Raw genomic sequence first — 26,736 nt, forward strand, 5'->3', positions numbered from 1 at the left:
CGGGCCCCATGAGCGACCAGCACAGCTTCGAGACCCTCGCGATCCACGCCGGCAACACGGCGGATCCCCTCACCGGCGCCGTGGTCCCGCCGATCTACCAGGTGTCCACGTACAAGCAGGACGGCGTCGGCGGACTGCGCGGCGGCTACGAGTACAGCCGCAGCGCCAACCCCACCCGCACCGCGCTCGAGGAGAACCTCGCGGCGCTGGAGGGCGGCCGCCGCGGGCTCGCCTTCGCGTCGGGCCTCGCCGCGGAGGACTGCCTCCTGCGCACGCTGCTGACGCCCGGCGACCACGTGGTCATCCCGAACGACGCCTACGGCGGCACGTTCCGGCTGTTCGCGAAGGTCGCCTCGCGCTGGGGCGTGGAGTTCTCGGTCGCCGACACCTCGGACGTGAGCGCCGTCCGCGCGGCGCTCACCCCGCGCACCAAGGCGATCTGGGTGGAGACACCGTCGAACCCGCTGCTCGGCATCACCGACATCGCCGCCGTCGCGGGAGTGGCCCGGCAGGCGGGCGCGCGGCTGGTCGTCGACAACACCTTCGCCAGCCCCTACCTCCAGCAGCCGCTCTCGCTCGGCGCCGACGTCGTGGTGCACTCCACCACCAAGTACATGGGCGGCCACTCGGACGTCGTCGGCGGCGCGCTCGTCGTCAGCGACCCGGAGCTGGCCGAGGAACTGGCGTACCACCAGAACGCGATGGGCGCGGTGGCCGGGCCGTTCGACGCGTGGCTGGTGCTGCGCGGCATCAAGACCCTCGCGGTCCGCATGGACCGCCACGACGAGAACGCCACCAAGGTCGCCGACCTCCTGACCCGGCACCCCAAGGTCACCCAGGTCCTCTACCCGGGGCTTCCGGACCACCCGGGCCACGAGATCGCCGCCAAGCAGATGAAGGCGTTCGGCGGGATGGTGTCGTTCCGCGTCACCGGCGGCGAGGAGGCGGCGGTCGAGGTCTGCAACCGCGCGAAGCTCTTCACACTCGGTGAGTCGCTCGGCGGTGTCGAATCGCTCCTTGAGCACCCCGGCCGCATGACGCACGCCTCGGCGGCGGGTTCCCCGCTGGAGGTGCCGGCCGACCTCGTCCGGCTGTCCGTCGGCATCGAGAACGCCGACGACCTGCTGGCCGACCTGACGCAGGCGCTCGGCTGACGGCCGGCGCGTCCGCCCGGCCGGGAGATCCCCGCCGGGCGGACCGTGCGGTCTCAGACCGCTGCCTTCTCGTCCTCCAGGGAACCCCGGATCTGCTCACGCATCTCGGGGCTGTCCTGGTGCTCATGGACCGAGACCGCGTGCTCCACGGCGGCCCGGACGACTTCGTCCTCCTCACCGGAAATGGTGAGGGAACAGTTCGACACACTCGGGTACTTGCGGCAGTCGGCGACTTTCCGTGTCATGGCGGCCTCCTCGATGGACGAGTGCACGCACTTCAAGCGTAGATCCGAAACGGAGCGCCCACAGGCCGGGAGCGCCCGTCAGCTCTCCTGTGCGGGCTGGTTCGCCGCCTGCCGGGCCGCCAGCGAGCCGTTGAACCTGGTCAGCAGGGCGCAGAAGGTGTCACGCTCCTCCTCGCTCCAGCCGTCGGTCACCTGGGACATCAGCTCACGCCGCGAGGCACGGACCTCCTCCAGACGGGCCTGGCCGCGCGGTGACAGCTGCAGCACGACGGCGCGCCCGTCCTCCGGGTGCGAGGTGCGCTTCACCAGACCGGTGTCCACGAGCGGCGCGACCTGCCGGGTCACGGTCGAGGAGTCGATCCCCATGCCCGCGGCCAGCGCCTTGACGCCCATGGGGCCTTCCACGTCGAGCCGGTTGAGCAGCAGGTAGGCCGCCCGGTCCATCGAGTTGCGGACCTGGCCGACACCGCCGAGGCGTGTCTGCTCGGCACGGCGGGCGAAGACGGCCACCTGGTGCTGGAGAGCGTCGAGAAGGTGGTCCGTTCCCGGATGTCCGGGGGCAGCGCCTCCGGAAGGAGACGCAGCAGTCGTCATGTCCTGAGGGGGCATGGCCGGGGGCTCTCTTCGTGCGGTGTCGGATGGGTGGGGGACAGAGTACGCGGCCCCGGGGCAACGTGTACCAGCGCTGCACAAACCTGTGGACACCACCGCAGGCCGCCATGAGATGCGACGGCCCCGACCGCTCCGAGCTGCAAGACTTGCTGTCATGACCTTCAGTACGTCAGGCCCCTTTCCTCCGCTCATCCTCGACGACGTCCGAGGAGCGCAGAAGATGCTGTCCGGGGTCGCTCGGACGACCGGGATGGAGGGCAGCCGCCATCTCAGCTCCCTCGTCGGCGCACCGGTCCACCTCAAGTGCGAGAACCTCCAGCGCACCGGCTCCTTCAAACTGCGCGGCGCCTACGTGCGGATCGCCGGCCTCACGCCCGTCGAGCGGGCGTCCGGCGTGGTGGCCGCGAGCGCCGGAAACCATGCGCAGGGTGTAGCACTCGCCTCCTCGCTGCTCGGCGTACGTTCGACGGTCTTCATGCCCGTCGGCGCACCCCTGCCGAAGGTCGCGGCGACCCGCGACTACGGGGCGGAGGTGCGGCTGCACGGGCACGTCGTCGACGAGACGCTCGCCGCCGCCCAGGAGTACGCCGAGGAGACCGGGGCCGTCTTCATCCACCCCTTCGACCACCCGGACATCATCGCGGGCCAGGGGACCGTGGGCCTGGAGATCCTCGAACAGTGCCCGGAGGTCCGCACCATCGTCGTCGGCATCGGCGGGGGCGGCCTCGCCGCCGGGATCGCGGTCGCCGTGAAGGCGCTGCGCCCCGACGTCCGGATCGTCGGTGTCCAGGCGGCGGGCGCGGCCGCCTTCCCGCCCTCGCTGTCCGCCGGCCGCCCGGTGGCGCTCGACGCGGTGCAGACCATGGCCGACGGGATCAAGGTCGGACGCCCCGGAGACCTCACGTTCCCACTGGTCCAGGAGTTGGTCGACGAGGTCCGCACGGTCACCGAGGACGAGCTGTCCAGTGCGCTGCTGCTGTGCCTGGAACGGGCGAAGATGGTCGTCGAACCGGCCGGGGCGAGCCCCGTCGCCGCGCTCCTCAGCGATCCGGAGGCGTTCCGCGGCCCCGTCGTCGCCGTGCTGTCGGGCGGCAATGTGGACCCCCTGCTGATGCAGCGCGTCCTGACGCACGGCATGGTCGCGGCGGGCCGCTACCTGAGCCTGCGGCTCCGGCTCACCGACCGTCCGGGGGCGCTGGCCGCGCTGCTCGCCACCCTGACCGTCGCCGACGCCAACGTGCTCGACATCCAGCACGTACGGACCGATCCCCGGCTCGGACTCACCGAGGCGGAGGTGGAACTCCACCTGGAGACCAAGGGACCCGAGCACTGCGACGAGGTGGCTTCCGACCTGCGGGCCGCAGGGTACCTGGTAAGGACCTGAGCGGCGGGGTCCCCTCACAAACCTGTTGTGGGTCGCGATGTATCGCGTTACCGTGCATCGCCGAACACTCCGGTGCTCCCGGCTCCGAGGAGCCGGGAACCCTACGATCCGCTCAGGTAATCCACGCGAGAGCAACTGGGGGAATCACGTATGCCAGGCGCCATTTACGCCGAAGGTCTGGTGAAGACCTTCGGCGATGTACGAGCACTGGACGGCGTCGACCTCGACGTACCCGAAGGCACGGTCCTCGGCCTGCTGGGACCCAACGGCGCGGGTAAGACCACCGCCGTACGTGTCCTGACCACCCTGCTCCAGCCGGACAGCGGCAAGGCTGTCGTGGCGGGCATCGACGTCCTGAGGGATCCCGACGCGGTCCGCCGTTCGATCGGCCTCTCCGGCCAGTTCGCGGCCGTCGACGAATACCTCACGGGCCGCGAGAACCTCCAGATGGTCGGGCAGCTCTACCAGATGAGCTCGCGCGACGCGAAGAAGCGGGCCGGGGAGCTCCTGGACAGGTTCAACCTCGCCGACGCGGCCGACCGCACCGCGAAGACGTACTCCGGAGGCATGCGCCGGCGCCTCGACCTGGCGGCGGCGCTCGTCGTCTCGCCGCCGGTGATGTTCATGGACGAACCCACCACCGGGCTCGACCCGCGGAACCGGCAGCAGCTGTGGGAGGTCATCGAGGAACTCGTCGCGGGCGGGACGACGCTGCTGCTGACCACGCAGTACCTGGAGGAGGCCGACCACCTCGCCCATGACATCTGCGTCATCGACCACGGCAAGGTCATCGCGCGCGGCACCTCCGACCAGCTCAAGGCACGCACCGGCGGTGAGCGTGTCGAGGTCGTCGTGCACCAGCCCGACCAGATCGCGCCCGCCCGCTCGGTGCTCGCCACGTACGGCAAGGGCGAGATCTCCGTCGCCGAGCACACCCGCAAGCTGACCGTCCCGGTCACCGGCGGGGCCAAGCTGCTCGCGGAGGTCATCCGCGACCTCGACACCCACGGCGTGGAGATCGACGACATCGGCCTGCGCCGCCCCACCCTCGACGACGTCTTCATCTCGCTCACCGGCCACGCGGCCCAGCTGGAGCAGAACGGCGAGAACACTTCGACCGAGGCCGCAGAGGGCCTGAAGGAGGACGGGCAGTGAGCGCCGTCATGGACGCGAAGAACCCGGCACCGCTCAAGTCGCGCGGGGCGCTCAGCCGCTCGGTGGCCGACTCCCTGGTGATCACCCGCCGCAACCTGATCCGGATGAGCCGGATTCCGGAGATGCTGCTCTTCGGGGTCATCCAGCCGGTCATGTTCGTGGTGCTGTTCACGTACGTCTTCGGCGGCTCGATCAGTATCGGCGGCTCGACGGACCCGCAGCTGTACAAGGAGTTCCTGATGGCCGGGATCTTCGCGCAGACCGTCACCTTCGCCACCGCGGGTGCCGGCGCGGGTATCGCGGACGACATGCACAAGGGACTGATCGACCGTTTCAGGTCGCTGCCCATGGCGCGGGGTGCCGTCCTCACCGGGCGGACACTCGCCGACCTCGTCCAGACCACTTTCACCCTCGTGGTGCTCGCGGGGGTCGCCCTCATCGTCGGCTGGCGTACCCACGAGAACATGGGCAAGGTGCTCTGCGGCTTCCTGCTCCTGCTCCTGCTCGGCTACGCGTTCTCCTGGATCGGAGCCCTGATCGGCCTGTCCGTGCGGACCCCGGAGGCGGCCACCTCCGGCGGGCTGATCTGGCTGTTCCCCCTGACGTTCATCTCGAACGCCTTCGTGCCGGTCACCGGCATGCCGACGTTCCTCCAGCACGTCGCCGAATGGAACCCTTTCAGCGCCACCGTGGCCGGTGCGCGTGAACTCTTCGGGAACACGATGCCGGGCGTGCCGAAGTCGGTCACCGGTGCGTGGCCGATGGAGCACCCGATCTGGGCGTCGATCATCTGGTCCATCCTGATCGTCCTGGTCTTCCGCACCCTGGCGGTCCGCAAGTACCGTCAGGCGGCCGCCTGACGGCCGCGCGCTGTCCGGCGCAGGCCTCCGCCTCCGCCAGATAGCGCGCCACCGGGCCCAGGGTCAGCATCCCGCTCGCGGCGCCGGCGTGTTCCGTGCGGGCGTCGCGCAGGGCGGCCGCCGCGCGTGCGGCGGGCCCGCGCTCGCCGAGGCGCGCGGCGGCGTGGGCGGTCAGACACCACAGCGCCTCCTGCATGTGGTCACGCGGGGGGTCGGGCACCGTGGCGAGGGCCGCACGGGCCTCCTCGGCCCGGTCCTGGGCGAGCAGTACGAGAGGGCGCCCCCAGGGCGTGTACGGGCCCCAGTCGAGGTTCGGGCCGGTGGGCGCGGGCCGGTCGTGCAGCAGGCGCAGCCCCAGGAGGGCGAGCGGGAACAGACCGCGGTGCAGCCCCGGCATACCGGCTGTCCGGAGGGCGTCCTCCGCGGCGCGGTAGTGCGCCGCGGCCTCGGCGGCGGTCGGTCCGCCGGGTTCGGCACTGCGGGCGGCCGTGACCCGGGCGCGGAACCACCTGGTGAGGACGGTGACGAGGGGCGCCTCGGTCGTGGCGGCGAGCTGTTCGGCCGCGTCGGCGTGCGAGGCCGCGGCGTCGAGGTCGCCGAGGGCCGAGGCGGACTGCAGGCGGATGAGCCGGCCGAGCACGGCGAAGTCCGGCAGCCCGTGGCGGGTGGCCAGGCCGAGGATCTCGGCGCCGGTCCTGTCCCGTACGGGGGCGAGCCCGGGGCGGCTGAAGGACTGCAGGAACACTCCGTTGAGGGCGAACGCCAGCAGGGCGGGATCGGCCTGCTCCCGTGCCAGCGTCTCGGCCCGCCGTGCCGCCTGCCGGGCGCGCTCCAGTCCGCTCGGGGACAGATCGGCGGTGCGGCTCTCGACGGCGACCGTGGCCAGGAGGCGGGCGGCCAGGTCGGCGGGGCCGTCGGGGCCGAGCGCGGCGAGGGTGCGCTCGGCGGCCGCGACGACGGCGCGGGACTGCTCGGGGTCGTCGGCCCGGCTCCAGATGGCGGGCACGTCGTAGGCGCCGATGATCCGGGCGGTCAGGGTGAGGTCCCCGGTGCGTTCCGCGGCCCGGACGGCGGCGAGACGGTCGCGTCGCGAGTGGACGAGGGCTTCGCCGCCCGCCAGCGCGAGGGTGCGGGCCAGATCCACGGTGGTGCGCGGACCGAGCCGGACCCCGTGGCCGGTCCACGGGGCAGGCGCGGCTTCCAGGGGCTCGTATCCGTTGAGGATGTCCGCCTCCAGCTGCCGGAGGCCGGCGCCGGGGTCCAGCCCCAGCTGACCGGCGAGCACGGCGCGGGCGCGACGGAGGGTGGCGAGCGCGTCGGCCTGGCGGCCCGCCCGGTGGAGCGCCCGGGCGAGCAGCCCCCAGGCCGGCTCGCGCCACGGATGCTCGGCGGCATGGGCGCCCAGACCGGCGACGAGAGCGGCCCCCTCCCCGGAGTCGAGGAGGATGCGAGCACGCAGCTCCACCCCCTCCAGCCTCAGCTCCTCCAGCCGGGTCCGTTCGCGCTGAGCCCAGACGGAGCCGGTCACATCGGCGTAGGCGGGACCACGCCAGGCGGCGAGTGCAGCGCCGAGCGCGGTCACCGCGTCGGGGCTGTGCCGGGCGCGGGCCAGGGTGTCCTCGAACCGGTGGACGTCCACGTCCTCGCGCGGCAGGCGCAGCGCGTAGCCGGGGCCCTCGGTGACGAGTACGCGCGGGGGATCGCGGGGCGGCCGGTCGGGTTCGACGGCGCGGCGCAGCGCGGCGACGAACGTACGCAGAGCGCCCACGGCGCGGGCCGGCGGGTCGGACCACAGGTCGTCGACCAGGGTGTCGGTGGTGACCATCCGTCCCTCGGCGGCCACGAGCCGGGCGAGCACCTCACGATGGCGGGGCCCGCCCAGGCGGACCGGGCTCCCGTCGTCGTGGAAGGCCCGCACGGCACCGAGCGCGTCGATTCGCATGCATCCATCCTCCGTGCCGGGGGCGGCCGCGCCCAACCGTACTGATCGGCTGCTGATCGCCGTCGCCCACGCTGGTCCGGTCAGTCCCCGACCCGACAGGACGGTCCCTCATGACGCCCACCCTTCCCGGCTTCGACGACATCCGCCTCCCCGGTGCGGACGGGGTGGAGCTGGCTGCCGCTGTCGGCGGCAGCGGCACCCCGGTCGTGCTGCTGCACGGCTTTCCCCAGACCCGCCTGATGTGGCGGCACGTCGCCGAGCGGCTCGCCGAAGAGCACACGGTGATCTGTCCCGACCTGCGGGGCTACGGCGCCAGCGACAAGCCGGAGGCCACCGGCCCCGACGTCTACGCCAAGCGCACCATGGCCGCCGACGTCGTCGCCCTGGCGGCGGCGCTCGGCCACGAGCGCTTCGCTCTCGTCGGCCACGACCGGGGCGCGCTGGTCGCCTTCCGGGCGGGGCTGGACCACCCCGAGACGGTCACGCACCTGGGCATCCTCGACGTCGTGCCGACGCTCGACATGTGGAACGTCCTGCACGGCGCCCCGGCGGCGGTGGGCTACCACCTCTTCCTCATGGCGCAGCCGCCCGGACTGCCGGAGACGATGATCGCCAACAGCGCGGACGCGTTCTTCGGTTCGTTCCTCGACGCCTGGGCCGCCGAACCGGCCGCCCTGCCGGAGGAGGTGCGTGCCGAGTACCTGCGGGCGAGCGGCGCGGCGGTGACGTCGATCGTCGCCGACTACCGGGCCTCGGCGGGCATCGACGTCACCCACGACCAGGCGGACCTGGACGCCGGGTCGCAGCTGGCCATGCCCGTGACGGTCCTCCAGCAGGACTGGGGCGCGCAGCTGGGCTACGACGCCGCCGGCGTGTGGAGGGCGTGGGCGCCGGACCTGGACCACCGGCTGACGCGGGCGGGGCACTTCATGGCCGAGGAGGCTCCCGACGAGATCGCGGCGGCGATCCGGGACCTGCTGACCCGCTGAGCCCGCGGGCCGGCCCGATCCGGACGAAAGGCCATGGCCCGCCGGCGCCGGGCACGACGGAGCCCCGGCCGCACTCGCGGCCGGGGCTCCGTACGTGTGTGGGGGTCAGCCCTGGTAGGGCTTCGCCGAGACGATCTTCACCGTGGCCTTCTTGCCGTTCGGGAGCTCGTACTCCGCGTCGTCGCCCACCCGCTTGCCGTTGACGCCCGTGCCGAGCGGGGACTGCGGGGAGTAGGTCTCGATGTCGGTGCTCGCGTACTCGCGGGAGGCGAGCAGGAAGGTCACCGTGTCGTCCGGGTCGCCGTCGAAGGCGATGGTCACGACCATGCCGGGCTCGACCACGCCGTCGTCGGCGGGGGCCTCGCCGACCTTCGCGTGCTCGAGGAGCTGGGTCAGCTGACGGACCCGGAGCTCCATCTTGCCCTGCTCCTCCTTGGCCGCGTGGTACCCGCCGTTCTCGCGGAGGTCACCCTCCTCGCGGGCCGCCGCGATCTTGACGGAGATCTCCGTGCGCGCGGGACCAGACAGGTACTCCAGCTCCGCCTTCAGCTGGTTGTACGCCTCCGGCGTGAGCCAGGTGACGTTATCGCTGGTCTGGGTCACAGGGTGCTCCTCGTCGGTGCTGGGAATACAAAGCAACGCCCTACCCCAAGCATGCGCTGCCACGGGTGGGCGAAACAACGAGCCTAACAATTCCGCGCGAAAAGGGGGAGAAGGTAAAACGTCACACGCGCGTTCGCGCAGGTCGGCGCGGGAGCGCGGGCATCAGGGGCGGCGCGCGCCCCGGGGTGCGGTCAGCCTGCGGAGCACCCCTTCAGCTCCACCGCCGTCGCCCTGGAGGTGGTGCGCAGGGAGACGACCTCGTCGATCCGCTCGGAGCGCTCGTCGAACCGGAAGTCCGCCCGGCCGACCTCGGCGCCGTCCTCGCTGAGCGCGCGGAGCGTGCAGTGCCCGTCGACGTCCCGGTCCTTGCGGACCTCGAGGTGGGCCTCGGCCCGGCCGTCCGAGACGATCTTCGACTTGATCAGCTCGGCGCTGACGTCCTGGCCGGCCACGTAGTCGTAGCCGAACCAGCCGATCACGGCCAGGAAGGCGACACCCAGCACGGAGCCGACGATCTTCAGCTTGCGGTCCGCGCGTTCGTCCCGCGAACGGCCGTAGCGCCCCTCGGGCAAGGCCTCGCGCACCGCTGCCATGATCGTTCCTCCTGTGCCGGGGATCGAGGAATTTTCCACCCCCCGGTTCAGTCACTATAGAAGCCGACCATTGCGACCGATGACTGAGGACCGAGTCTTGACCGAGCAGCTGAGACTGATGGCCGTACACGCCCACCCCGACGACGAGTCGAGCAAGGGCGCGGCCACCATGGCCAAGTACGTGTCCGAGGGGGTGGACGTGCTGGTCGTCACCTGCACAGGGGGCGAGCGGGGCTCCATCCTGAACCCGAAGCTCCAGGGGGACGCGTACATCGAGGCGAACATCCACGAGGTGCGCAAGAAGGAGATGGACGAGGCCAGGGAGATCCTCGGCGTCAAGCAGGAGTGGCTGGGCTTCGTCGACTCGGGTCTGCCCGAGGGCGACCCGCTGCCGCCGCTGCCCGAGGGCTGCTTCGCGCTGGAGGACGACGAGACCGCCGCGGGGCGTCTGGTCGCCAAGATCCGGGCGTTCCGGCCGCAGGTGATCACCACCTACGACGAGAACGGCGGGTACCCGCACCCCGACCACATCAAGACCCACACGATCTCCATGATCGCGTTCGAGGCCGCCGCGGACACCGAGAGGTTCCCCGAGGCGGAGTTCGGGCCGGCCTTCCAGCCGCAGAAGCTCTACTACAACCAGGGCTTCAACAAGCCGCGCACGGTCGCCCTGCACGAGGGGCTCCTCGCCCGGGGGCTGGAGTCCCCGTACGGCGACTGGCTGGAGCGCTGGAAGGAGTTCGAGCGCGCCGAACGCACGCTGACCACGCACATCCCGTGCGACGACTTCTTCGAGATCCGCGACAAGGCGCTGATCGCGCACGCCACGCAGATCGATCCGGACGGCGGCTGGTTCCGGGTCCCGATGGACGTCCAGCGGGAGATCTGGCCGACCGAGGAGTACGAGCTGGCCAAGTCCCTCGTCGATACCTCCCTCCCCGAGAGCGACCTCTTCGCGGGCATCCGCGACAATGCCTGATATGTACGCGACCCAGGCACTGACGCAGCTCGTTCCGCTCGCCGCCGACGAGCTCGACAAGAACAAGGTGACCCCCGGCGTTCTCGGCTTCCTCGTCTTCGCGGCGCTCGCCGTCGGAGTGTGGTTCCTGATGAAGTCGATGAACCGCCACATGGGCAAGGTCGACTTCGAGGAGGCCCCCGACCCGGCGGCGGAGCCCGTCGGCGCCGACGGGAAGGCCGAGGCCGCCGCGTCCGGCACGAAGAAGTCGGCAGCCTCCGGCCGGGGCTGACGCGCCGGGGCTGACGCTTCGGGCCGGGGCCGGGGCCGGGCGACGGCCGTGACGGCCGTGGGCCCGCCCGGCCCCGGCCTCCGCGCTCAGGGACGTACGCCGACCGGCACCCCCATCACCTCGCGGGCGTGCCGGGACGGCGTCAGGCCGAGGCGCCAGGCCTGCCAGCCCTCGTCCAGGTCGACCCCGCGGTTCAGGACGACCCGGAAGACCTCGGCGCAGTCCTCCAGCTTCGCGTCGCGCAGCGGGTGGGCGGCGTCCAGCAGGTCCGCGAGCTCCTGCTGGGCCACCGCCGTGCCCACCTCGCTGCCGCCCGGAGAGGCGTACGGCAGCAGGGTGCACCGCAGGAACGCCGCCCAGTCCCCGCCCCGGACGTCGCCGTACGACGCGAACAGGGTGATCGCCTCGCCGCACAGCTCCAGCGCCTGGGCCGCCCGGTCGTTGCCGCCGTCGACCAGCGCCAGCTCCAGGCAGGTCCAGGCCTCGCCGTGGGCCACCCCGATCCGCCGGAAGTCCGCCCGGGCGTCCACCAGGAGCTGCCGGGCGAAGCCCGAGTTGCGCAGGTTGCCCGTCTGCGCGGCCCGCTGGTCACGCGTGACGCGCCCCGAGTGGTGGCGGGCGCACGCCAGCCCGTACACGTCGCGCATCCGCGAGAACATCGTGCGGGCCCGCTCCAGCTCCCGTACGGCCTGGTCGGTGTCGCCGTCCTCCTCCAGCGCCTGCCCCAGGTAGTACCGGGTCCAGGCCTCGCCCCGGGCGTCCTCGTTGCCCCGGTGCCGGGCGAGGGCCTCGCGCAGCTGCTCCACCGCCGGTGCCGTGCCGCTGACGTCTCCGTCCATCAGACGGGCGCGGGCCAGCTGGGTCAGGGCCCAGGCCTCCCCGCGTTCGTCCCGGGTGCGGCCGTAGAGGTCCAGCGCCGTGGACAGCTCCTCCTCCGCCCGGGCCACCTCACCCATCCGGAGGCAGACCTGTCCGAGCTGGAAGTGCGTCCAGGCCTCGCCGTGCAGTGACTCGCCCTCGCGGTGCAGGGCGAGCGCGGTGTCCAGCAGGGTCAGGGCCTCCGCCAGATTGGCCCGGTCGCGCTCGACGGCGGCGAGGGCGTGCAGGGACCACGCACGGTCCTCGGCCTGGTCCGGCGAGGCCTGGAGGCCGAGGGCCTCCCGCAGCCGTGCCGAGGCCTCGCTCAGATTGCCCTGGTGGTGCAGTGTGATGCCGAGGGAGCAGAGAGCCAGGGCGGCGCCCGCGTCGTTCTGTGCCTCCCGGTAGAGGCCGACGACGGAGGACAGCGTCGTACGGGCCTTGTCGAGCTCACCGAGCTGCCGGGCCGCGATGCCCGTACGCCACTGGACCGACCGCTCCAGGAGCCCCTGGTCGACCGCCTGGGTCAGCTCGCTGATCTCACCGAGCCGGTAGAGGTCGCCGCGCAGCAGGCAGTAGTCGCACAGGGCGCCCAGCAGATGGAGCACCGCACCCTGGTCGATGCCCTCCGTGTGCCGCAGGGCCGAGGTGATGAAGCTCGACTCGTCGTCCAGCCAGCGCAGGGCCGCGTCCAGCGAGCTGAAGCCGTGCGAGCCGAACTGTCCGGCGCGCGTGGACATCTTGCCGTCGACCATGCGGATCACCGCGTCGGCGAGCTCCGCGTAGTTCTGGATGAGGCGCTCCTGCGCGGCCGTACGGTCCGCGGCCGGTTCCTCGTCCAGCAGCCGTGCCAGGGCGAATTCCCGCACCAGGTCGTGCAGCCGGTAGCGCGACCCCCGCACATGGGCCAGGAGGCCGGCCCGGGCCAGCGATCCGAGGAGGCGGCCGGCCTCCTGCTCGTCGGAGGAGAGCAGCGACGCCGCGGCGGCCGCCCCCAGGCTGGCGCGTCCGGCCAGAGCGAGCCGTCGCAGCAGCCGGCGGGCCGTCTCGGACTGGTCGGTGTAGCGCAGCCACAGCGCGCGCTCGACGGGGGAGACCGGGCCGTACGCCCCGAGGGCGACCGCGAGCTCCGCCCTGGTGCGCGCGCCGAGTGCGGAGCCCGCGATGCGCAGGGCGAGCGGCAGCCCGCCGCACAGTCCGGCGACGGAGTCGGTCGAGGGGTAGTCGTAGGGACCCGCCTCCTCGTCCTCGGCGGAGTCCCGCAGCAGCTCCTCGGCGCCCGCGGCGTCCAGTCCGCCCACGGACAGGTGGTGGACGCGGGCCGGGATGTCCCCGGGCAGGTCGAGCGGCTCGCGGGACGTGACCAGGACAAGGCTGTCGGAGCGTTCGGGCAGGAGCGTGCGGACCTGGGCCGCGTCGGTGGCGTCGTCCAGGACGACCGTGACCGGCGTACCCGTCAGGTGCTGGTGGTAGAGCTCGCCCAGCCGCCGGACCTGCTGTTCGGCGGAGGTCCGCTCCCGGAAGAGCAGTTGTTCACGCGGTGCGCCCAGCCGGTTGAGCAGGTGCAGCAGCGCGTCCCTGGTCGGCAGGGGGGTCTCCCCGGCGACATCGCCGCGCAGGTCGACCACGCACGCCCCGCGGAACTGGTCCTTGAGGGAGTGCGCGGCCCGTACGGCGAGTGTGGTGCGCCCGGAGCCCGGGGCGCCGTGCAGGACGACGACGGTCGGCCGGGTCTCGGTCGCCGCACGCGCCGCGTGCACCCACTGGGCGATCTGGGCCAGTTCGGCGCGACGCCCCGCGAACGGGCCTTCCACGGACGGCAGATGGCCGAAGGACTGTTCGAGGAGCGTGCGGGTGCGTGCGGCTGCGCTGCGGTCGCCGCCGCGCAGTTGCGCGACCACCGAGGCTCCCGCCTTCTTCGGCGTGCGGGTGGAAGCGGTCAGCATGCGCTGCTGGTCGAGGAACGGGCGGATGCCCCGTACCTCCAGGGCCGTCAGCCACGCCAGCCGCAGCTGTTCGGGGCCGCCGGGCTGGTTCCGTTCGCCGGCCCTGCGGTGCGCCGCGGGCCAGTGCGAGGCCGTCACCCGGGCCACCGTCGCCGTCGTCCCCGCGACGGCGACGACCGCGCCCGCACCCAGTGCGAGTCCCGTCGCCGTGCCGAGCACCAGGTCCGCGCCGAAGGCGGCCGCTGCGGCAACTCCCGTCACCAGCAGCGGTGTTCCGAGCGCCGCTCTGCTGAAGTGCGCCGACAGCGGCTGCTGGCCGGCCCCCGCGGCGTCCAGCGACCGGGTGTAGGCGGCGTACTCGTCGGCCGCGAGCGCCGCCATGGTGTCGAGTGCGCCCCGCCCGCGCGCCAGCAGTGCGCCGGAGTCCGTCCGGCCGCCCGTCCGCCGCGCCTCTTCCTCCACGGCGCGTACCAACAGCCTTTCGGCTTCCGCCCGATGGCTGTCCCGCATGCGTCCCCCCAGATTCCGGCGACCTCGACCCGGCCGGCTGTCGAGAGCAACCAGTGTCCTGCCTCAGGGCCTTCGGCGCGAGGGAGCGTGGAGACCGGTCCGCGGTGTCCGCGTCGGCACGGGGTCCCCCGCCGTACCGGTGCCGTGCGTCACTCGGCCCCCATCGCCGCGGCCTTCTCCTCCTCCTTCTGCGCCGCGGCGGTCCGCCTCTCGACGGCCGGGCCCAGGGCGAGGACACCGAGCGGGGCGATGAGGCCGGCGACCGCGCAGGTCCACCAGAGGGCCGAGGGGCCGGCGTGGGCGTAGAGGGCGGTCCCGGCGGTGAGGGCGACGAAGCGCGAGGAGCCCCACATCCACTGGAAGGCGCCCTGGTAGCGGCCCCGTGCGTGTTCCGGGGCGATGTTCTGGACCGTCGCCGAGTGGATACCGCCGATGGCCGCCTCGCCGAGCGACCACACGGCGACGGTGGCGCCGTAGGTCCACGCGCTGTCCGCCAGGCCGGTGAACGCGACGCCCAGGGCGATGAGTCCCGCGGAGAAGGCGTAGACGACGAGCGGGCGCGCCTTGGCGAGGACCGTGGTGGCGATGGGCTGCAGGATGACGACCAGGACCGCGTTGAGCGTGGCCATCGCACCGAAGACCTTGGGGGAGAGGCCGTCGTCGCGGATCGCGAGAGGAAGGGCGGCCTCGGTCAGGGAGTAGATGGCGAGCGTGACGCCGAACAGGGGCAGCAGCGCACGCATCAGCGGGTCGCGGAGGACGATCCCGTAGCCGCCGCCCCCCTGGGCCGTGGCGGGGGGAGCGACCCGCTTGCCGGCGGGCAGCAGGCTCGCGGCGATGACCGCGAAGAGGAGAGCGCTGCTCGCGTCGATGAGGAAGAGCAGCCAGTAGCCCCGCTCGGCCAGGAAACCGCCGAGGATGCCGGCCGCGGCACTGCCGATGTTGACCGCCCAGTAGACGAGCGAGAAGGCGTTGCGGCGGCGCTCGGCGTCGACGGACTCCGCGAGGAGTGCGTTGGCCGAGGGGCTGACCATCGTGCCGCAGACACTGAGGACGGCGGCCGAGAGCGCGAGCGTCAGGAGGTTGGGCGCCGCGAAGAGCAGCCCGTGGGAGACGGCCGTGCCCACCAGGCCGGTGATCATGGTCGAGCGGCGGCCCCACCGGTCCGCCAGGATCCCGCTGAGCAGCGGACCGACGAGCGTCCCTATGCCCAGACAGCCCAGCACGTAGGCGACCTGCGAGGTGCTGACGCCCCGTGAGCCGAGGTAGTAGACCAGGAAGGGGACCACCATGAAGCCGATCCGGTTCACGATGGTCCCGCCGAAGATGATCCAGGCGGTGCGCGGCAGGCCCTTGTACGAGGAGAACATGGCCGTATGATGTGGCGCCCGCGAGGCCCGGGCAAATGATTCAGTGATGACTGAATGGTGGGGGATTCGCTGTGGCGGAGATGGAGTTCTCGGCGAGCGACCTGGCACTCATGCGGTTCTCGATCTCACCCATGTGGGAGGTCGTCACGAGCTATCGCCTGCTGCGCTCCGCCCACCCCGCCGCGGTCCACCTCCCCTGGGCCGAGCAGGTGCGCCCCCGCCTGGCGGCAGCGGAACTCGACCGCGGCTGGCTCGCCGCGCTCATCCCGCCGAGCGGCTATCTCCCGGACTTCCTCAACCCCGTCCCGGCCGGCCACGCCCCCTCGCTGGGCGAGGAGCTGGACGCGGTGCGGGGCTCGGCGGCCGACGTGGTGCGCCGGGACCTCGACCACCTGGGGAAGCACGGGGGCGGGCCCTCGGCACGGACCAGGGCTCTGGACGCGGACCCGGAGGGGCAGCTCGGCGCGCTCACGGCGGAGATCGAGAGGTACTGGGACATCGCTCTCGCCCCCTACTGGCAGCGGATGCGAACCGTCCTGGACGCGGACATCTTCCACCGTGCGCGCCAGGTCGCGGAGTACGGCGCCGGCGCGCTCTTCAACGGGCTCCACGACAAGATCAGCTGGGACGACAACACGCTGCGCCTCGTCCGCCGGCCGGAGACGCTCCACAGCACGACGAGGGGGGCCGGCCTCCTGCTCATCCCGTCGGTCTTCGCCGGACCGGGGGTGCTCACCGTGGTCAGGGTCCCCGAACCACTCCAACTGGCCTATCCGGCACGGGGCGTGGGCGTGCTGTGGGAGAGGTCGCAACCCTCCAGGTCCGCAGCGGTGGCCGCCGTGCTCGGCCGCTCGCGCACTCTGCTCCTCACCGAGCTCCAGGCGCCCGCGTCCACCACCGAACTGGCCCGGCGCACCGGCATCTCGCCTGCCGGCGTCTCCCAGTTCCTCACCGCGATGCGCGGGGCCGGCCTGGTCAGCGCGCACCGCGCGGGCCGCTCCGTGCTCTACGCCCGTACGCCGGTCGCCGACGACCTGCTGGGGGCCGGACCGGACCGTGGGGCGGGCGGGGCCTGAGCGCGGGCAGCCGGGACGCGCGCCGCCCGGTCGGGCGGGGGCGCACGCGCGTCCCGTACTCCGGCGCCCTTCCCGCCCTCCCGCTCAGAGGCGGACGAGGATCTTGCCCCTGGCGTCCCCCCGCGCGGCACGCTCCAGGCCCTCGGGGACCAGGTCGTCCAGGCCGATGACCTCGTCGAGCGCCGTCGTGGCGATCTCGGGGTGCGCGGCCAGCATCGCCAGGGCCTCGGGGAGGTCCTGGTCGCAGATGTGGACCTTCGAGGTGTCGAGCGTGATCTCCTCCAGGACCAGGCGGGTCAGTTCGAGGGGCGAGGGATCGCGGTGGAGGCCGACCAGGCGTATGAGCCCGCCCCGGCACACCGACTTCATCGCGGTCGCGAGGGCGGAGGGCGCGCCCGAGGCCTCCAGCACCACGTCCGCGCCGTGGCCGCCCGTCGCCGCCCGGATCGCCGCGACCGCGTCCTCGCGCGAGGCGTCGACCAGCAGGCCCGCACCGGAGCGGCGCCCCGTCTCCAGCCGGGCGGCGGAGACGTCGACGCCGATGGTCCGCACCCCCCTGGCCGCGCAGGCGGCGACCGCGAGGCCCCCGATACTGCCGAGGCCGATCACCACCACGGTGCTGCCGGGCTCCGCGGTGATCCCGCGTACCGCTCTCAGCGCCACGGCGAGCGGCTGCGCCATGATCGCGACGTCCGGGTCGAGGCCGCCCGCCGGCCGGCTGATGCGGGCCGGGACGTTGACCCGCTCGGCGAGACCGCCGTCCACGTGCAGCCCCAGCGTGTAGTAGCGCTCGCAGACGTTCGTCCGGCCCCGCACGCACCAGCGGCAGTCCCCGCACGACACTCCGGAGCCCGGGACGACCAGGTCGCCGGGCGCGAAGGAGCCGACGCCGTCCCCGGTGGCGACGACCTCGCCGACCATCTCGTGGCCGAGGACGAGGGGGCCCTGATGGCCGCTGGCGAAGTGCGGCCTGGTGAGCGGGATGAGGTGGGGGCCCGACGCGAACTCCTCGACGTCCGTCCCGCAGATGCCCGCGCGCACCACGGAGAGCTGGATCTCCCCGGGCCCGGGAGCCGGGGGATCGGGCCATTCCTGGATGCGTACGTCGTGCCTGCCATGGAAAACAGCGGCTCTCATGAAGTGGTCTCTCCGGAACGGCGCCCGTGGCGCGCTTCGACGGGGGGCATGGCGGCCGGCCTGGCGTGGGATCAGACCACGGGGGCCGGCGCCTCGTGCAGGAGCGCGCCGACGTGGGCACCGTTGGCGACGTTCACGACGACGTCGCCGGCGGCGGAGGGAATGGCCCGTACACTGCCGCCGATGAAGCCGTTGACGCCCGTGATGATTCCCCACACGGGCCGGAACCGGTCCACGCCTCCGCCGGGAACCGGGACGGTCTCCTGGACCGGGCGCACACGCCGTTGCACGACGTACGGGCTGTCGAGCGCGGCGAGGACGTGCGCACGCCATGCCTCGGGGGTCAGGTCGTCGGCCCAGCCGAGTACGACGCCCTTGCCGCCGGAGAGCGAGGTGGGCTTGAGGACCAGGTCGTCGGCGTGCGCCGTCGCGTACTCGACGAGGTCGACGCGCTCGCCGTTCTCCAGGGTCACCTCCTCGCGGCGGACCCGCCGCGTCCACGGCAGGATGCGGTCCAGGCTCTCCAGGACCCCGGACGCGAACAGGTGCCGGTTGCCCTCCTCGGAGAGCAGCGCGAGCGCCGCCTTGCTCGCGTAGGCGGAGGTGTCGAGCGGGGTGAAGACCTTGACCTCGCCCCGGCGGGCGGCCTCGAAGACCGGCGCGGTCAGCCGCGCGGCGTCCGGGCCGACGACGTCGCGGATGAGGAAGGTGCGCACGATGATGTCGACGGCCCTGCCGTCGAGCCACACACGGCCCTCGCGTACTTCCAGCTGCCCCAGATGACAGGGGGTGGCGTCCAGACCCAGCTCGCCCCAGCGCTCGCACAGCTGCGTCATGTAGGGCAGTTCGTCGGAGAAGGCCGAGGGCCACTCGGTGAGCGCGACGACCGGGGCGTCCTGTGCGCAGAAGCCGCTCTCGGTGAGGATGTTGTGCACCTGCTCGCGGAGGGAGTCGACGAAGGTCAGCCCATGGCGCTCGGCGAAACCGGCGAGTACGGGGACCTCGAGGAGCTCGCGGCAGACGTCGACGTTGTCGACGCCGCCTATCGCGCTGCCGATGTTGAGCTCCAGGAGCTTGAACCCGGCCCCGTCGCAGACCAGATCGGCCCGGCTCTGCCGGGTCATCCGCTCCCCCCGGTTCTGCATGACCGCCTCGACCTGGGGTCCGGTCAGCCCGACGGCGCGTGCGAAGGCGGCGAAGTCCCCGCCGAACAGCTTCTCGGGCAGGCTGTCCAGTGCCGTGAGGAGGTTGTCGAGGTCTCCGGCGAGCCGGGTGAGTTCCTCGCCGCCGAGGAAGACCGGGCGCGCGAGCCACTTGCCCATGCCGTTCGGCTTGTCGCTGTTGAGGATCTTGTTCTGCGGCAGGTTGCCGAGCAGCTCCTCGCTCGACAGCCCCGCGGACTCCAGTTCCTCCAGGTACGCCTCGGTCAATGTGACACGGTCCATGTCTTGTCTCCTGTCGTGGTGGGGTGGGCGGGTGCGTCCGTCACGGTGACTCCGCGCGGGGCGCGGCGTGCGGGGTCATGCGGTGGTCGTCGCCTGCTCGGGCTTCGGCACCGGGGCGAAGCTGACGGCTTCGGCGGGCAGGTGGCGCCCGAGGCGGAGCAGCAGGAGCGCGCCGAGCGCAGCCGTCGCCGACACGAGAAGCCAGGGAAGGCGGCCGTCGACGGTGAGCAGGGTGGTGAACACCGTCGGGCCCAGGGCGTACGCCAGCGACCACGACAGCTGGTAGGTGGCGAGGTAGCGGCCGCGCAGCCGCTGCGGCGCCGAGAACTGCGACATGGCCCCGGAGGAGGGGCTGTACACCATCTCACCCACCGTCATGATCAGTACCGCCCCGAGGAGTCCGGCCAGCAGCAGCGGAACTCCGTGCGGCCGGACGGTGCCGAGTGCGGCCTGTGCCAGGAAGGCGAGGGCGAAGAGCCCGGCACCGGCGGCGGCGGCCCCGGTGCGGGTGGTGAAGCGGCGCCGGGCGAGAGCCGCGACGGGGACGCCGAGGGTCGCGCAGAGCACGGTGTTGAGGAGGAAGGCGCTGCCGACCAGCCCCTCCGGCACGTCCAGCCAGCCCGTCGCGTACAGGGGGAGGAGCGAGGTGAGGGCCGAGAAACCGAGCGCGACCATCAGGTTGGCGCACACGAGCCCGAGGAAGGGCCGGTCCCTGACGACGTCACGGTAGCCACCGCCGGGCGAGCGCTGGGCCGCCGGGGCCCGGGGCGGGGCGGCCGGGGTGCGCGAGGCGAGGAGTCCGGCGGCGAGGAAGCTCGCGCCGTTGAGCCAGGCCGTCACGGTGTATCCGAAGTCGCCGGCGGTGGCGATGACGACCGAGGCGATGAGGGTGCCCGCGCCGAGGCCGGCGTTGGCGAGGCTCCGGCTGAGAGCCTGCAGCCGGTCCCGGTCGGTTCCCTCGGCGAGTTCGGCGATCCGTGCGTCCTGCGCGGGTCGGAAGGCCCGGGTCCCCACGGAGGTGAGCAGCGCCACGAGGGCGAAGGCGGGCAGCGAGTCGGCGAGTGGGAAGCAGGCGAAGCTCAGCCCTCTCATGACGTAGAGGGCGATCTGCATCCGGCGGGCGCCGAAGCGGTCCACCGCGATCCCGACCAGGGGGACCGCGGCGATGCCCGCGAGCCCGGTGACGGTCAGCACCAGCCCGATCAACGGCAGTGGCAGACCGGTCACATGGAGGAAGAAGACCAGGCTGAAGGGGACGTACATCCCGGAGCCGACCGCGTCCACGGCGATTCCGGAGACAAGGGCGCGTTCGCCCGGGAACCGGGGGCGGAGAAAAGACATGGGTCTCCCAAGTACGAGCCGGCCGTCGCCGGCCCAGGGTGGCCGGCTCAGGCGGGCAGGAAGGTCGTGGCCGCGGCCAGGAAGGCGTCGTTGTCGGCGGGCAGGCCCATGGTGGCGCGGACACCGGCACCGGGGACGGCCCTTACGGAGATCCCCGCCGCGGCGCAGTGCGCGCCGAAGGCCGTGGCCCGCTCGCCGAGGGGCAGCCAGAGGAAGTTCGCCTCACTGGCCGGTACGTCCCACCCCCGCGCGCGCAGCGCCGCGGCGACACGTGTGCGTTCCGCCGCGATGACGTCCGTCCGCCGGGCCACCTCGTCCCCCGAGCGCAGCGCCGCGATCGCCGCCGCCTGGGCGACGCTGCCGGCGCTGTAGGGCAGATACGCCTTGCGCACCATGCCGATCACCTCCGGGTGGCCGGCGGCGTAGCCGATGCGCAGCCCCGCGAGTCCGTACGCCTTCGAGAAGGTGCGCAGGACGACGAGACGGGGGTGGGCGGCCAGCAGGGAGAGCCCGTCGGGGACGTCCGGGGCGCGCACGTACTCGCGGTAGGCCTCGTCCAGCACCACGAGGCATCCGGCGGGCACGCGTCCCAGGAACTCCTCCAGCTCCGCGCGGCCGACGGCGGTGCCGGTCGGATTGTTCGGGTTGCAGACCAGGACCAGCCGGGTGCGTTCGGTGATGCGTTCCGCCATGGCCGCGAGGTCATGCGTGCCCTCGCGCAGCGGCACCTGGACCGAGGTGGCTCCGGCCAGCCGGGTGAGCAGCGGATAGGCCTCGAACGAGGGCCAGGCGTAGAGGACTTCGTCCCCGTCCTCGGCGACGGCGGTCATCAGCTGCTGGGTCACGCCGACCGAGCCGCAGCCGAGGAGAACGCCTTCCGGGTCGAGCCCGAACCTCTCGGCGAGCTCCGCGGTGAGGGCCTGGCCGTGGTTGTCGGGGTAGCGGTTGACGCGGCCGATCTCCTCCTGGATCGCCTCCGCGACCCCGGGCAGCGGGCCGAAGGGCGTCTCGTTGGCGGCGAGGGCGTAGGAGCGGCCTTCCGGGGACAGCGCCGGCTTCTCGGGGCGGTAGCTCACCAGCCGGCTCAGGGCCGGGCGGAATCGGGGCTGTTCTTCCGTTGCGGTCATGGGATCGGGGTCCTCTTCGTGCTGTTTCAGGCCGCGCGCAGGGCGTCGCGCAGCGGGGTGGACGGGTCGGTGGCCCTGGGGAGGTCGACCGCGCAGCCGGTGGTGAGCGCGCGGCGCGCCTGCACCAGGTCACGCGGGCGGTCCACGGTCAGCGCCGCGCGCAGGAGCTCGCCCTCCAGCCAGAGGACGGTCCAGTCCGGGTCCTGTGGAGAGCCGCGCAGGATCGTCCGGTCGGCGCCGTGACGGTCGCCGACGTACTGCAGGGTCCGGCCGAACTGCTCCGACCAGAAGTAGGGGAGGGGGTCATGGCACACGTCCTCACCGAGCAGCGCGGCCGCCGCCGGCCCGCTCGCCTTCAGCGCGGTGTCCCAGTGCTCGACCACCATGTGCCGCCCGTACCGGTCCGACCACCAGGCCGCGCAGTCGCCGAGCGCCACCACCCCGGCCCGCGAGGCCCTCAGCGACCGGTCGACGACCACGCCGCGTGCCACCTCCAGACCGGAGTCCCTGAGCCAGCCGACCGCGGGGCGGGCGCCGATTCCCGTGACCACGACGTCCGCGTCGAGGAACCGGCCGTCCGCCAGCCGCAGTCCGCCGTGGTCCACCGACGCGACGGCGGTGCCGCAGAGCAGGGTGACCCCGGCCGCCGCGTACCAGGGGGCGGTCCACGCGCCGACTCGGTTCCCGACCGCGGCGGCGAGCGGGGCCCGCGCGGACTCCACGACCGTGACCCGGCACCCCTTCACCGCCGCGACGGTGGCCACCTCCGCGCCGATCCACCCGGCGCCGACGAGTGCGACGTGTGTGCCCGGCCGCAGGAGCGGGCGCAGCGCGCGTACGTCGTCCACGGTGCGGACGACGTGCTGCCTCCCCTCACCCGGCAGCCGGACGGGCTCGGCGCCGGTCGCGAGGACGAGACCGTCGAACCCGCGCGTGCCCGCGGTCGTCCTCAGGACGCCGCCCGGCTTGTGGTCGTGCAGGTCCAGGGCCTCGGCACGCTCACCGAGGCGGAGGCCGACGGACAGGCCCTCCCAGTCCACGGGGAAGGAGGTGCCGTCCTCGGCGTCCTCCCCACCGAGCAGGACCGACTTGGTGAGCGGCGGGCGGTCGTACGGCGGGTGCGGTTCGGCGCCGACCAGGGTGAGCGCACCGCGGTAGCCGCGGTCCCGCAGCGCCATGGAGACGTGCGAGCCGGCAAGCCCGCCGCCGACGATGACGATGTTCTCCAGGCTCAAGGTGCCAGTTCTCCCGGGATGACGGACAGGACGACGAAGGGATGACGGACGGGACGGCGCGGAGGGGGAGGCCGGTGCCCCGGTGCCGTCCCGCACGCGGACGGCGCCGGGGCAGCGGCCGTCAGTCGAGCCCGAGGGCGGCGCGCATGGGGCGGAGCTTGGCGCAGGTCTCCGCGTACTCGACCTCCGGGTCGGAGTCGGCCACGAGGCCGCAGCCGGCGTACAGCGAAGCCGTGTCACCCCGCACGAGCGCGGAGCGTATGGCCACGGCGAACTGGCCGTCCCCCCGTCCGTCGGCCCAGCCGACGCCGCCCGCGTACCAGCCGCGGTCGAAGCCCTCGTTGCCGGCCAGCCACTCCAGCGCCTCGGCGCGGGGGTGGCCTCCGAGTGCCGGGGTCGGGTGCAGACGGGCCGCCAGGTCGAGGACTCCCTCCGCCGAGCCCTCGGGCAGCCGTCCCCGTACCGGGGTCGACAGGTGCTGCACATGAGTGAGCTTGAGGACCTCGGGTTCGGCCGCGGCCGTGACCTGCTCGCACGATTCGGCGAGTGCCTCGCTCAGCATGCGGACCACGACCTCGTGCTCGTGCCGGAGTTTGGCGCTGCCCGAGAGTTCGTCCGCCCCGGCCTGGTCCTCCGCGGGAGTGGAGCCGCGCGGGGTGGTTCCGGCGAGGCCGAGGGCCCGCACCTCCCGCGCGTCGACCCGGACGAGGTACTCGGGCGTCGCCCCCACGAAGGCGGAGTCCCCGTGGTCCAGGGCGAAGACCGTCGTACCGCCGTAGGTGTCCCGCATCCTGCGGACGGCCCCGGGGACGTCGAACTCCCGGTCCGCCGTGACGTCGAGGCGCCGGGCGAGTACGACCTTCTCGAAGTCGCCCGTCCGCATGCGGTCCGTGGCGCGCCGTACGAGGTCCTTCCACGCCCCGGCCGGCGGGAACTCGACGCTCGCCCGGGCCCGGGGGGCCGAGGGAGGCGTGCCGGGCTCCGGGGCGGTGAGGCAGCGCTCGACGCGCAGCGTCATCGTCCTGGCGAGCAGTCCGGGGTCGTCGCTGCCGTCCACCAGGGCGTTGAGCCGCAGTTCGGCCGTGACCGGGCCGTCCGGGGCTCCCGCCTCTCCCGGTGTCGCGCAGCGCAGCTGCACGAGCGGTACCCAGAGCAGAGCCTCGGGTAACACGCCCGAGGCGCCGTCCCCGCCGCCGAAGGCGAAGCCTCCGACGGCGAGCGGCCCCTTCCCGGGGCCGGCGCTGACCGTCTCGCCCAGCAGGTCCGTCCACGCGGCGCGGACGGCGGTGAGCCGGTCCGCACCCGAACCGCGCAGGTCGTGGGCGCTGCCGAAGGCGAGCACGGTGGAACCGTCCCACGCCGAACGCCAGTAGAGGGACCTCCCGGTGAGGGCCCTGGCCCCTGCCCAGGTGGTGAACGGATCCACGAGCGCGCAGGGGCGGGACCAGCTCACGAGGGCATGGCGCCCCGTGGCACGCGCCCGCTCGATGCCGGCGCGGCACGCGTCCTCGAGGGTGGAGAGCTCGCCGAGCGTGGAAGTGGCCGTGGTGGTGGAGGTGGCCGTGGCGGAGGTGCCGGGGTGGGTGCCCACGCTCATCTCTAGTACACCCCCTCGATGACGGACTGGCCGCTCTCCCCGGTGTGCACCTGGATGTCGGCGAGCCCGTCCTGCGGGTAGCGCGCGGTCGGGGCGATCCGGACGAGGGAGTCCCGTTCCAGCGTCCAGGGAACCAGCAGGTCCCGGGAGAGGAGGCTGATGCGCGCCTGTCCGCGCTCGCCGTGGGCCACCTCGCGGGTCGGCTCCTCCGGATCGACGACCTTGACCCTGCTGTACGGGTGGTACGGGACGAAGACGCACGGGTGCGTGTCGTCCGCCTCGCGGGGACGCTGCGGGGCGATGCCCATCATGGTGTTCCCGTACAGCCCGACGACCGCCGCGTCGGGGAAGAGTTCCTCCTCGAAGGCGCGCAGCGTCTCCGGGCTGACGCTGGTGCCGGCCCAGACGATGCCGCGCACCGTGCGCTGCACGCGGTCGAGGAGGGCCTCGTCGGCGCAGAGCGCCTCCAGCACGGGCGGGGTGGCGAACAGCACGGAGACGGGCTGCGTCTCGAGCACGTCGGCGGCCTGGGCGAGGATGTGCTTGACGTAGCGTCCGGCCTCCTCGCCCCTGCCCTGCTTGACGCACTTCTTCACCCACCGGGGGTCGAAGTCGATGTAGTGGCAGAAGGTCTCGCGCAGCTGCGCGAGCAGGCCGACGGAACGGCCCACGATGTGCGGCCCGGTGGGGCCGATGTGGAGCCAGTGCCCCTCGCCACGCCCGGGCATCCCGTGTGCGGCGAGGACCTCGCTGACCCAGTCGACGCCGTTGCGGCGGGAGCGGGACTCGACGATGCGCTTGGGCGATCCGGTCGTCCCGCCGCTGTCGAAGACCCGGAAGTCCCAGGGATCGGCGGCCGTTCCGGCCGGGACGAGGTCGTCGACCGGGACGTCGCGCCACTCCTCGCTCACATCGGGGAAGAGGTCGAGGTCGTCCCAGGTGCGGATGTCCGTCAGAGGGTCGAAGCCGAGGTCGGCGGCGCGCTTGAGCCAGAAGGGCGAGCCGGTTTCGGGGGAGAAGTGCCACCGGATCGCGGCGGGCACGAACTCGTCCGGCGCCAGGTCCGCGGCGAACGGGTCAGGTATGTGGGGCGACATGGTGCGTCTCCTGAAGGGCGGTCAGGCCGAGGCGAGGGAACCGGCGGGGTGGGCGGTCGGCGCGAGCCGGCGGCCCACGGCTTCGAGGAGCGGGCCCAGCTTGTCCATGAGGGAGGTGAACTGCGCCCCGTCGATCGCCTGTGCGCCGTCGCACAGCGCCGCGCGGGCGTCCGTGTGCACGTCGATGATGAGCCCGTCGGCTCCTGCCGCGGCGGCGGCCAGCGACATGGGCCCGACCAGGTGCGGCTTTCCGGTGCTGTGACTCGGGTCGACGATCACCGGGAGATGGGTGAGGCGCTTGGCCTCGGCCACGGCGCCGAGATCCAGTGTGAAGCGCGTGCTGCGGTCATAGCTGCGAATGCCGCGCTCACAGAGGACGACATCGTCGTTGCCCATGTGGAGCAGGTACTCGGCGGCCAGCAGCCATTCCTCGATGGTCGCGGACATCCCGCGTTTGAGGAGAACGGGCTTTCCGGAGGCGCCGGCCTCACGGAGCAGTTCGAAGTTCTGCATGTTGCGCGCGCCGATCTGCAACATGTCGGTCTCTTCGGCGACGGACTCGATGTCCTGCGGGGTGACGACCTCGGTGACGACGGGAAGGCCCGTCCGCCGGCGCTGTTCCGCGAGCAGGGTGAGGCCCGCGAGCCCCAGCCCCTGGAAGCTGTACGGGGAGGTCCGCGGCTTGAAGGCGCCTCCCCGCAGCATGTTCGCGCCCCCCGCTTGCACGAGGTCCGCGATCCCGGTCATCTGCTCGGCGGTCTCCACCGCGCAGGGGCCGGCGATGACGACGAAATCGCGGCCGCCGAAGACGGCCTGTACGTTCTCGCCCACCCGGACGCTGGTGTTCTCCTGGCGGAAGGCGCGGCTCGTGAGGCGCTGTGGTCCCGGGACGCGAAGAACGCGTGCGACAGCCGGAAGGCCTTCCAGCATTTCAGCGAGCTCCGGAGTTCCGGAACTCTCGGCGACGATCAGGGCCGCACCCCCAAGGGTGGTCGATACGGCGTCGATTCCGTTTTCGGAAAGGGTCTCGGTGACGATTCCGGAACTGTCTCTCGGTGCTTCGGAGTGCAGTAAAACGATCACGGAATAGGCCTTCCACGGGCTGAAATTGCGCTTCTGTTTTGAGCCGACGGCGACAGTAGCCGAGCTTGTTGTCGCGTAGCAAGCGTCAATATTTCAGGGGCTAAAGCATCCATAACGGACAAAAGGG

Annotated in this window: 23 protein-coding genes; 8 read left to right on the plus strand and 15 right to left on the minus strand. The window is 72.7% G+C overall.

What is annotated here, in order from left to right; all coding sequences use genetic code 11:
• The first annotated feature begins 8 nt into the window (after positions 1-8).
• A complete protein-coding gene (locus ACIRJR_RS07780) occupies positions 9-1,154 on the plus strand; it encodes a cystathionine gamma-synthase (protein ID WP_403775378.1) in 1,146 nt (381 codons plus the stop codon).
• A gap of 53 nt (positions 1,155-1,207) precedes the next feature.
• On the opposite strand, the gene ACIRJR_RS07785 is transcribed toward ACIRJR_RS07780, so the two are convergent.
• Positions 1,208-1,399, minus strand: coding sequence for a DUF1059 domain-containing protein (locus ACIRJR_RS07785; RefSeq protein WP_329232216.1), 192 nt, complete (start codon positions 1,397-1,399; stop codon positions 1,208-1,210).
• A gap of 78 nt (positions 1,400-1,477) precedes the next feature.
• The gene (locus ACIRJR_RS07790) at positions 1,478-2,008 is read right to left on the minus strand and encodes a MarR family winged helix-turn-helix transcriptional regulator (RefSeq protein WP_403775381.1); all 531 of its coding nucleotides are present in this window, start codon (positions 2,006-2,008) and stop codon (positions 1,478-1,480) included.
• Between the two features lie 157 nt (positions 2,009-2,165).
• Between ACIRJR_RS07790 and ilvA the strand changes: the two genes are divergently transcribed.
• The 3 genes from ilvA (at position 2,166) to ACIRJR_RS07805 (ending at position 5,410) form a co-directional block, all read left to right on the plus strand.
• Positions 2,166-3,395, plus strand: a complete 1,230-nt coding sequence (gene ilvA / locus ACIRJR_RS07795; RefSeq protein ID WP_403775385.1) for a threonine ammonia-lyase — start codon at positions 2,166-2,168, stop codon at positions 3,393-3,395.
• Between the two features lie 150 nt (positions 3,396-3,545).
• Entirely contained in the window at positions 3,546-4,550 is a 1,005-nt protein-coding gene (locus ACIRJR_RS07800) for an ATP-binding cassette domain-containing protein (protein ID WP_403775388.1), read from the plus strand.
• 8 nt (positions 4,551-4,558) lie between these two features.
• Positions 4,559-5,410, plus strand: coding sequence for an ABC transporter permease (locus ACIRJR_RS07805; RefSeq protein ID WP_403776406.1), 852 nt, complete (start codon positions 4,559-4,561; stop codon positions 5,408-5,410).
• Here the strand turns inward: ACIRJR_RS07805 and ACIRJR_RS07810 are convergent.
• Positions 5,337-7,352: a BTAD domain-containing putative transcriptional regulator gene (locus ACIRJR_RS07810; RefSeq protein WP_403775391.1), complete on the minus strand. Its 2,016-nt coding sequence runs from the start codon at positions 7,350-7,352 to the stop codon at positions 5,337-5,339. The two genes, ACIRJR_RS07805 and ACIRJR_RS07810, sit on opposite strands and share 74 nt — an antisense overlap.
• A gap of 110 nt (positions 7,353-7,462) precedes the next feature.
• Between ACIRJR_RS07810 and ACIRJR_RS07815 the strand changes: the two genes are divergently transcribed.
• Entirely contained in the window at positions 7,463-8,341 is an 879-nt protein-coding gene (locus ACIRJR_RS07815; RefSeq protein ID WP_403775394.1) for an alpha/beta fold hydrolase, read from the plus strand.
• A gap of 105 nt (positions 8,342-8,446) precedes the next feature.
• On the opposite strand, the gene greA is transcribed toward ACIRJR_RS07815, so the two are convergent.
• Both greA and ACIRJR_RS07825 read right to left on the minus strand, forming a co-directional pair.
• Positions 8,447-8,944 (minus strand): transcription elongation factor GreA, encoded by a 498-nt coding sequence (greA, locus tag ACIRJR_RS07820; protein ID WP_033297886.1) that lies wholly within the window; start codon positions 8,942-8,944, stop codon positions 8,447-8,449.
• A gap of 191 nt (positions 8,945-9,135) precedes the next feature.
• Positions 9,136-9,537, minus strand: coding sequence for a DUF4307 domain-containing protein (locus ACIRJR_RS07825; protein ID WP_403775397.1), 402 nt, complete (start codon positions 9,535-9,537; stop codon positions 9,136-9,138).
• Between the two features lie 97 nt (positions 9,538-9,634).
• On the opposite strand from ACIRJR_RS07825, the gene mca reads away from it, so the two are divergent.
• Together mca and ACIRJR_RS07835 are read left to right on the plus strand one after the other, a co-directional pair.
• Complete coding sequence (gene mca, locus ACIRJR_RS07830) at positions 9,635-10,516, plus strand: mycothiol conjugate amidase Mca (protein ID WP_403775400.1); 882 nt, start codon at positions 9,635-9,637, stop codon at positions 10,514-10,516.
• 1 nt (position 10,517) lies between these two features.
• Positions 10,518-10,787, plus strand: coding sequence for a hypothetical protein (locus ACIRJR_RS07835; RefSeq protein ID WP_403775403.1), 270 nt, complete (start codon positions 10,518-10,520; stop codon positions 10,785-10,787).
• Between the two features lie 86 nt (positions 10,788-10,873).
• Here the strand turns inward: ACIRJR_RS07835 and ACIRJR_RS07840 are convergent, their stop codons facing one another.
• Positions 10,874-14,101 (minus strand): tetratricopeptide repeat protein, encoded by a 3,228-nt coding sequence (locus ACIRJR_RS07840; protein WP_403775405.1) that lies wholly within the window; start codon positions 14,099-14,101, stop codon positions 10,874-10,876.
• Between the two features lie 149 nt (positions 14,102-14,250).
• Positions 14,251-15,471 (minus strand): MDR family MFS transporter, encoded by a 1,221-nt coding sequence (locus ACIRJR_RS07845; RefSeq protein WP_403775408.1) that lies wholly within the window; start codon positions 15,469-15,471, stop codon positions 14,251-14,253.
• A 920-nt stretch (positions 15,472-16,391) separates the two neighbouring features.
• On the opposite strand from ACIRJR_RS07845, the gene ACIRJR_RS07850 reads away from it, so the two are divergent.
• Entirely contained in the window at positions 16,392-16,547 is a 156-nt protein-coding gene (locus ACIRJR_RS07850) for a hypothetical protein (protein ID WP_403776409.1), read from the plus strand.
• Between the two features lie 84 nt (positions 16,548-16,631).
• Here the strand turns inward: ACIRJR_RS07850 and ACIRJR_RS07855 are convergent, their stop codons facing one another.
• The 8 genes from ACIRJR_RS07855 to aroF all read right to left on the minus strand — a co-directional run bounded on the left by ACIRJR_RS07855 (position 16,632) and on the right by aroF (position 26,609).
• Positions 16,632-17,684, minus strand: a complete 1,053-nt coding sequence (locus tag ACIRJR_RS07855; RefSeq protein WP_403775411.1) for a zinc-binding dehydrogenase — start codon at positions 17,682-17,684, stop codon at positions 16,632-16,634.
• Positions 17,685-17,755: 71 nt separating this feature from the next.
• Entirely contained in the window at positions 17,756-19,129 is a 1,374-nt protein-coding gene (locus ACIRJR_RS07860; RefSeq protein WP_403775414.1) for a hypothetical protein, read from the minus strand.
• 75 nt (positions 19,130-19,204) lie between these two features.
• The gene (locus tag ACIRJR_RS07865; protein WP_403775417.1) at positions 19,205-20,470 is read right to left on the minus strand and encodes an MFS transporter; all 1,266 of its coding nucleotides are present in this window, start codon (positions 20,468-20,470) and stop codon (positions 19,205-19,207) included.
• Between the two features lie 47 nt (positions 20,471-20,517).
• Positions 20,518-21,597 (minus strand): histidinol-phosphate transaminase, encoded by a 1,080-nt coding sequence (gene hisC / locus ACIRJR_RS07870; RefSeq protein ID WP_403775420.1) that lies wholly within the window; start codon positions 21,595-21,597, stop codon positions 20,518-20,520.
• A 26-nt stretch (positions 21,598-21,623) separates the two neighbouring features.
• The gene (locus tag ACIRJR_RS07875; protein ID WP_403775423.1) at positions 21,624-22,832 is read right to left on the minus strand and encodes an NAD(P)/FAD-dependent oxidoreductase; all 1,209 of its coding nucleotides are present in this window, start codon (positions 22,830-22,832) and stop codon (positions 21,624-21,626) included.
• A 121-nt stretch (positions 22,833-22,953) separates the two neighbouring features.
• Complete coding sequence (locus tag ACIRJR_RS07880) at positions 22,954-24,429, minus strand: isochorismate synthase MenF (protein WP_403775426.1); 1,476 nt, start codon at positions 24,427-24,429, stop codon at positions 22,954-22,956.
• Between the two features lie 2 nt (positions 24,430-24,431).
• Positions 24,432-25,526 (minus strand): AMP-binding protein, encoded by a 1,095-nt coding sequence (locus tag ACIRJR_RS07885; RefSeq protein WP_403775429.1) that lies wholly within the window; start codon positions 25,524-25,526, stop codon positions 24,432-24,434.
• Between the two features lie 21 nt (positions 25,527-25,547).
• The gene (gene aroF, locus ACIRJR_RS07890; RefSeq protein ID WP_403775432.1) at positions 25,548-26,609 is read right to left on the minus strand and encodes a 3-deoxy-7-phosphoheptulonate synthase; all 1,062 of its coding nucleotides are present in this window, start codon (positions 26,607-26,609) and stop codon (positions 25,548-25,550) included.
• Positions 26,610-26,736: the final 127 nt, after the last annotated feature.

The sequence above is a fragment of the Streptomyces sp. NPDC102402 genome (genome assembly GCF_044765765.1).
In the GTDB taxonomy this organism is placed as follows: domain Bacteria; phylum Actinomycetota; class Actinomycetes; order Streptomycetales; family Streptomycetaceae; genus Streptomyces.